7 protein-coding genes are annotated in these 7,201 nt (G+C 69.9%); 4 read left to right on the forward strand and 3 right to left on the reverse strand.

The genetic code is table 11. The features are described from left to right. The first annotated feature begins 52 nt into the window (after positions 1-52). Positions 53-1,264: a macrolide family glycosyltransferase gene (locus ACIG5F_RS13235; protein WP_396517878.1), complete on the forward strand. Its 1,212-nt coding sequence runs from the start codon at positions 53-55 to the stop codon at positions 1,262-1,264. Next, entirely contained in the window at positions 1,261-2,142 is an 882-nt protein-coding gene (locus ACIG5F_RS13240; RefSeq protein ID WP_396517879.1) for an LLM class F420-dependent oxidoreductase, read from the forward strand. Before ACIG5F_RS13235 ends, ACIG5F_RS13240 begins: the two co-directional genes overlap by 4 nt. Before the next feature lie 123 nt (positions 2,143-2,265). Here ACIG5F_RS13240 and ACIG5F_RS13245 read toward each other — a convergent pair whose 3' ends face one another. The 3 genes from ACIG5F_RS13245 to ACIG5F_RS13255 form a co-directional block, all read right to left on the reverse strand. Continuing rightward, positions 2,266-3,483: a methyltransferase domain-containing protein gene (locus ACIG5F_RS13245; RefSeq protein WP_396517880.1), complete on the reverse strand. Its 1,218-nt coding sequence runs from the start codon at positions 3,481-3,483 to the stop codon at positions 2,266-2,268. Positions 3,484-3,638: 155 nt separating this feature from the next. Next, positions 3,639-3,965 carry a hypothetical protein gene (locus ACIG5F_RS13250; RefSeq protein ID WP_396517881.1) on the reverse strand — a complete coding sequence of 109 codons (327 nt, stop codon included), beginning with the start codon at positions 3,963-3,965 and terminating at the stop codon, positions 3,639-3,641. 153 nt (positions 3,966-4,118) lie between these two features. Further along, the gene (locus tag ACIG5F_RS13255) at positions 4,119-5,318 is read right to left on the reverse strand and encodes a sensor histidine kinase (protein ID WP_396517882.1); all 1,200 of its coding nucleotides are present in this window, start codon (positions 5,316-5,318) and stop codon (positions 4,119-4,121) included. Between the two features lie 233 nt (positions 5,319-5,551). On the opposite strand from ACIG5F_RS13255, the gene ACIG5F_RS13260 reads away from it, so the two are divergent. Next, on the forward strand, positions 5,552-6,223 hold the full coding sequence (locus ACIG5F_RS13260) for a LuxR C-terminal-related transcriptional regulator (RefSeq protein ID WP_396517884.1): 672 nt from the start codon (positions 5,552-5,554) through the stop codon (positions 6,221-6,223). Between the two features lie 153 nt (positions 6,224-6,376). After that, positions 6,377-7,144: an NAD-dependent epimerase/dehydratase family protein gene (locus ACIG5F_RS13265; protein ID WP_396517885.1), complete on the forward strand. Its 768-nt coding sequence runs from the start codon at positions 6,377-6,379 to the stop codon at positions 7,142-7,144. Positions 7,145-7,201 lie beyond the last annotated feature (57 nt).

Raw genomic sequence — 7,201 nt, forward strand, 5'->3', positions numbered from 1 at the left:
TCACCCACCATCACGGGCGAGGCCACCGCACGGACCGACCCGATGAGGACGGATGACTGGACACGTCGCGTTCTTCAGCTTCCCGGCGTACGCGCACCTGGCGCCGACCCTGCCCGTCGTCGAGGAGCTGGTGCGGCGGGGGCGCCGCGTGACCTACGCGGCCGCCGACCGGTTCGCCGACCAGGTCCGGGCGGCCGGGGCCGAACTGCTGCGCTACGACTCGACCTTCCCTTGGCAGGAGGGGATTCCGGAGAACGTCGCCGGCCAGGCCATCGCCTTCATCGACGAGGCGCTCTCCCCGCTGCCGGCCGCGCTCGACCGGTTCGCCGACGACGTGCCCGATCTGCTGGTGCACGACTCGGCCGCCACCGAGGCCGCCCGGATCCTGGCCCGGCACTGGGGCCGCCCCTGCGTGCAGAGCAGCGCGGTGTTCGTGTCCAACGAGGCGTTCTCGCTCAACGACGCGCAGGACGCCGGGCGGGGCGAGAACCAGCTCCCGATGGGCGACATGGCGGCGCTGGAGAAGTTCGCCCAGCAGCAGGACGAGATGCTCGCGAGCCTCGGACTGTCCGATGTGGACATCACCGGCTTCGGCGGCGACGCCGGGCCGAACGTGGTCTACCTGCCCCGCGAGTTCCAGGTGCGGGGCGAGACGTTCGGGCCGCAGTTCTGCTTCGTCGGCCCGATGCTGGCCGACCAGGGCGACGACGACAGCTGGCGGCCGCCGGCCACCGGCGCCCCGCTCGTGCTGATCTCCCTGGGCACCTCCCCCAGCCCGGGCCGGGTCGAGTTCTTCACCAACTGCGCCAAGGCTTTCGCCGACACGCCGTGGCACGTCGTGATGACGCTGGGCGGCTCCCTGCACCCCGACGAGCTCGGCCCGCTGCCGCCCAATGTCGAGGCGCGGCAATGGGTCAAGCACCCGGCGGTGCTGCGGCACGCCGACGTCTTCGTCACGCACTCGGGCATGGGCAGCGTCATGGAGGCGCTGAGCATCGGCGTGCCGCTGGTGTGCGTGCCGCACCACGCCGAGCAGAACGTGAACGCGGCCCGCGCGGCCGAGCTCGGGCTGGGGGTGGTGGTCGACCGCGAGACCGCCGACGGCACGGAGCTGGTCGACCAGGTCAGCCGGGTCGCCGGGGACCCGGCGTTCCGGCGGGCCGCGCAGGCCATGCGGGACGCCATCGCCGCGGCCGGCGGCGTGCGCCGCGCCGCCGATTTCGTGGAATCACTCATGGGCAATTCCGGGAGGTCGGAGCAATGACGGCACAGCGGCCGTTTCGATTCGGGGTAGTGCTGATCTCGGAGGGGTGTTCGCGCTCGGAATGGGTGGACAAGTGCCGCCGGGCCGAGGACCTGGGCTACGACGTCATCCTGGCCCCCGACCACCTCAACCTGACCTCGCCGTTCCCGTCGGTGGTGCTGGCCGCCGAGGCCACCCAGCGGCCCCGGGTCGGCACCTACGTGCTCAACGCCGCCTTCCACAACAGCGCCCTGCTGGCCCGGGACATCGCCACGCTGGACCAGTTCGTGGACGGCCGGCTGGAGGTCGGCCTGGGCACCGGGTACGTGGAGTGGGAGCACACCCGCGCCGGCCTGCCGTTCGGCCGCCCGGGCGACCGGGTGGACCGGCTGGCCGAGACCGTCACCCGGCTCGACCAGCTGCTGACCGACCCCGACCATCCCAAGCCGGCGCAGTCGCCGCGGCCGCCGCTGCTGGTCGGCGGGCACGGGGACCGGGTGCTGCGGCTGGCCGCCCGACAGGCGGAGATCGTCAGCTTCGTCGGGGCCCAGTTCGAGGCCCGGCACGGGCGGATGGTGGTGGCCACCGCCGAGCAGATGCGGGAGCGGGTGGAGTTCGTCCGCCGGGCCGCCGGCCCGCGCCTGGACCAGCTGGAGTTCAACCTGCTGTCCAAGGCCACGATCATCACCGACCACCCGGCCTCGGCGGCGGAGCAGCTGCGCCGGTTCGGGCCCGACCTGACCGACGAGCAGCTGCTGGACATTCCGGTGGTCGGCGTCGGCACGCCGCGTCAGATCGCGGAGAAGCTGCACCACACGCGTGAGGTGTACGGCATCAGCTACACCACGGTGAACGAATCGTGGATGGACGCGTTCGGTCAGGTCATCAACGTGCTCTGAGCGACACGAACGAGGGCGGCACGGGAATCCCCGTACCGCCCTTTTTCGACGCCAAGAACCCGACACAAAGAAATAGCGTCACACCCCTTCCGGTGTGACGCTATCTCGTCAGTTGGCTGTCGGTCAGACCACGTGCACCTCGGGGACGTACAGAATCCACTTGCCACCGCCGTCGCGGAAAGCCTTCTCCTTCGCCATGATCTCCTCGGCGTGGTTCCAGGCGAACAGCAGGGCGTAGTCCGGCGTGTCCTCGTGGAACGCCTCGGCCGGGCGGACCGGGATGTGGGTGCCCGGGGAGACCCGGTTCTGCTTCTGCGGGGTGGTGTCGCACACGTAGGACACCAGGTCGGTGCTCAGCCCGCACAGGTTGGCCACGGTCGCGCTCTTGGCGGTCGCGCCGTAGGCGGCCACCGTCTTGCCCTCGGCCTTGAGCTTGGTCAGCAGCGCCACCAGGTCGTCCTTGATCTTGGTGACGTTCTCGCCGAAGCCCTCCAGCGTGGGCAGCGTGGCCAGGCCGCGCTCGTTCTCCTCGGCGATCATCTCGGCCACCGCGGGCGAGGGCGTGCGCGCGCCCTGGCGGGCGATGGTGTAGCGGGTCTCGCCGCCGTGCACCGGCAGGCGCTCGACGTCGACCAGCTCGAAGCCGTAGCGGTTGGCCATCGACTGCACCGAGCGGGCGGTGAAGAAGTAGTAGTGCTCGTCGTAGATCTGGTCGAAGGAGGTGCGACGGACGATCTCGCCCAGGTACGGGTCCTCGAACACGAACACGCCGTTCGGCTTGAGCAGCGCGTCCACACCCTTGAAGATCGAGTCCAGGTAGGGGATGTGGCAGATCGTGTTGGCCGAGAAGATCACGTCGGCCTGGCCGTCGGTCGCGGCGATCTCGACCGCGGTGGACTCCTGGAAGAACTCGTTGAGCACCCGGACGCCCTTGCTCCGGGAGAGCTCGGCCACGCCGCCCGAGGGCTCGACGCCCAGGTGCTTGATGCCGGCGTCGGCGATGGTCTTGAGCATGATGCCGTCGTTGCTGCCGATCTCCACCGCGAAGGGCGCGGGGCCGGTCAGCTCGGTCTCGATGAAACGGCGAGCGGTCAGCTCGAAGTGCTTGCGCATGACCGCGGAGCCCGAGGAGTAGTACGGGTAGTCCTCGTGGAACATCTTGTCCCGAGGCACTTCCTCCATGAGCTGCACCATCGTGCAGTCGGTGCACAGCCCGACCGCGAGGCGGAAGAAGAACTCGTCCTGGAATTGGCCCGGCTTGTGGAATGCGTCAGAAAGCGGCTGGCGCCCGAAATCGTAGAACTCCACGAGGTCACCGCCGCAGATACGGCAAGCTGTCATAGTTGCGAGTCTATGCACTTCCCCGGCCATAACCAACCCCTATCGACGGTTATTCGCGTCCGCAAATGCGACTCAAAGATCCGCCGGCGGTTTTCTATAAATCTCCCTAAAGTGTTTTCCGCCGGCGGTCGCCGTCCCCGATTACGGCCGCGATTTCAGGACGGGACCCGGCGGGACAGCCGCTGCGCCTTGCGCTCCAGGATGCTCGACCAGGTCAGGCCGACCACCAGGCAGGCGACGCCGACGACGTCCAGCGGGACCTGCGGCGGCTCGCCGCTGTAGAGCAGCTGGGCGTAGACCACCGCGGCCAGTCCGACCAGGTTGAACAGGTGCACGAAGCCCAGCAGCCGGTTGTACGGGCCGCCCTTGGTCGTCTTGGCCGTCGAGGACACCACGTTGAGCATGGCCAGCAGGAGCCGCACCAGCACCAGCGCGAACCCGACAGCGAGGACGAGAGCGACGATCGAACGCCAGTCTTCCACAGTAGTACCCCTAGTCAGTGAGCGAAGGCCGGAACGAGAACGACCTGGCATCAAGTCTGCTGACTCGTTCCGGAGCGTCACAGCGGGCAATAGCACAGCGCCGCGCGCCGTTGGTAGCCCGTGATCACCGACTTTGGTCGTAATCCCAGAACGTCACTCGGACGGCCAAGGCAGCCAGACCCGGACCCGGTAGTCGTCACTGACCGTGCGGCCGTGCTCGAGCCGGCCGCCGGCCAGAGTCACCCGCTCGGTCAGCCCGGCCAGCCCGTAACCGGCCCCGGGCACCTTCGCCGCCTGCGGCCCGGCCAGCAGCGGATTGCGCAGCTCCAGGGTGAGGCCGGACTCCGGGCCGCCGCTCAGCTCGACGTGCACCGTCGCCGCCGGGGCGTGCTTGCGAGCGTTGGTCAGCCCCTCCTGCATCACGCGATAGACGTTGCCGCACAACGACGCCGGCGTCTCCTCCGCCGCCTCGACCCTGGCCTGGAAGAGCACGGTGGTTCCGGTCTGCCGGGTCTCCTCGACCAGGGTCGTCAGGTCGTCCAGGGTGACCCTGGTCAGCGGCAGGTCGCCGCCGCCGTCGGTCTCGCGCAGCAGGTAGATGACCTCGCGCAGGTCGACCAGCGACTGGTGGGCGGTGGCCCGGATGACGCCGGCCACCCGGCCGAGCTCCTCGGCCGGCAGGTCGGGCCGGAACTCCAGCGCGCCGGCGTGCATGCTGAGCAGCGACAGCCGGTGCGCGAGCGCGTCGTGCATCTCGCGGGCGATGCGCTCGCGTTCCCGCATGCGAGCCTGACCGACCCTCAGTTCCTGCTCGGTCTCGGCCCGGCGGGCCCGTTCGGCCAGCGACAGCACCAGCTGCCGGCGGGCCCGCACGGCCATGCCCCAGCCGACGGCCAGCACCACCAGCAGCGAATCGATGATCACCGCGATCCAGTACGCCGCGATCGAGTCGTCGCCGGGCGACTGCGTCTTGTACTGGAGCAGCGTGGAGGCGATGGCCAGTGCGGTGAGCAGCACGACCGGCTTGGCCCGGCGGTGCACCGCGGTGGTGAACAGCGCGATCACGGTGGCCCCGCCCGCGGTCATGAACACCGACGACAGCACGCCCAGGACCAGCGTCAGCGTGACCGCGAGCTCGCGGCGGGCCAGCAGCGACAGCGAGGCGAGCACGCCGATCACCACGCTGATCGTCCAGATCGGGGTGAACGGGTCGTCGATCGGCGAGACCACCAGGGTGAAGGCGCCGATGAGCAGGGAGACGACCACGCAGAGCACGTCCACGGCCCAGTCGCGGGCCGAGCGCGGGCCCGGGTCGTCCTCGGTCCCGTCGCCGTCGAGCCTGGCCGGCGGCATGCCCGGGTGGTCAGGACCCGTTCCGGGGCGGTGCGCGTCTGCCCTCACACGAGTCACGGAGAGTCATCCTAGTGGCCGGCCGGGCCCGGTCGGCGGCCCGTCGCGCCGACTCTGCCCCTTCGCTCACCGTCGGTGACCCGAGTCGCCGGGAAGATGATCTTGGACGTAAGGAGCTCCAGGTCTCGACCTTCGTCCGATTCGGAAGACAACACGGATCGGCTACCGTCCGCGACATGTGCGCACCAGCCGGCCGGTCCCGGGTCTCCGTCCTCGTCGTCGACAGCGATCCACTGGTGCGCGCCCACCTGACCACCATCCTCGGCGCGGACGACCGGCTGGGTGTGATCGCCGAGGTGGCCGACGGCACGCTGCTGGCCGACGCGGTCGCCACGCACCGGCCGGACGTGGTGCTGCTGGACGCCCTGCTGCCCGGCCTGGACCGGATCACCGACGGCGACTCGGCCCCCAAGGCGGTCATCCTGGCCACCGAGCTGGCCGAGCAGGACGTGGTCGAGGCGCTGCGGATGGGGGTGAGCGGGTTCCTGCTCAAGGACGACGCGCCGGCCGACCTGGTGCCCTCGGTGCTCGCGGCGGCCACCGGCGAGGTCGTGCTGTGCCAGCCGGTGGTGCGCAGCCTGGTCACCATGGTGCTGGACGCGGTGGACGCCCGCCGGGACCGGTCGGTCGACCTGGCCCGCGGCCTGTGCGCGCGCGAGCTGGACGTGGCCCGGCTCATCGGCGAGGGCATGTCCAACCCGGAGATCGGCCGCGAGCTGTCCATCAGCGTGGCCATGGTCAAGGTGCACGTGTCCCGGCTGCTGGTGAAGCTGGGGCTGCACAACCGGGTGCAGATCGCGGTGTTCGCCGACAGCGCCGGCCTGGCCATACGCTCGCACTGCACCTGAGGTCAACCGGATCGGCCGGTTCCCTAGTTGTGCTTATAGCTTCCGTTGACACGAAACGGAAAGCGCCTCGACACTCGCGTTGCCACCATCTCCGGCCCGTCCCATTGGGATTCCCATGCCCGCCACGGGGACGGACGACGAGAGGGAGTGGCGATGGAGATCATCGGCAAGGGGTTCCTGTCCAACCACCTGAGTGCCGCCTTCGGCGACCGGCACCGGGACACCACCGTGATCGCCGCCGGGGTGACCAGGACCAACAGCGCCTCGATCGCCGACTTCGACCGTGAGGCCGAACTCGTGCACAACACGGCGCGGATCTGCCGCAAGGCCGGGCGCACGCTGGTGTTCTTCTCCACCGCGTCGGACTCGATGTACGGTTCCGAGGGCTGCTCGGGCCGCGAGAGCGGCCCGGTGTACCCGATCTCGGCCTACGGCCGGCACAAGCTGTCGCTGGAGGCCACGCTGGCCAACTCCGGGGCGCGCTGGCTGGCCCTGCGGCTGAGCCACATCGTGGGCCGCGGGCAGCAGCCGCACCAGCTGATCCCGTCGCTGATCAGCCAGATCCGCGGCGGCTCGGTCACCCTGCACCGCAACGCCTACCGCGACCTGCTCGACGTGCGGCACATGATCGAGGCGCTTGACGGCGTGCTGCGGGCCGGCGTGCGCAACGAGGTGATCAACGTCGCTTCCGGTGTGCTGGAGCCGATCGAGCGGATCGTGGACGGCATCGAGGACCGGGTCGGGGTGCGGGCCAGCCGGACCATGGTGGACGTGAAGGTGACCACCAACCCCACCTCGACCGCGAAGCTGCGGACCCTGGTGCCGGACTGGAACGAGATCGACTTCGGCGGGGACTACCTGTCGCGGCTGCTCGACCACTACGTCGGCCCGGTGGTCAGCACCGCCTACGCCATGGGCTGAGCGCCGCCGCCTTCTTAGAAATTCACCTAGACCGACCGGTCGCGGCCCATGGTCGGG

This window comes from Kutzneria sp. NPDC052558, assembly GCF_044547355.1.
Lineage (GTDB): Bacteria > Actinomycetota > Actinomycetes > Mycobacteriales > Pseudonocardiaceae > Kutzneria.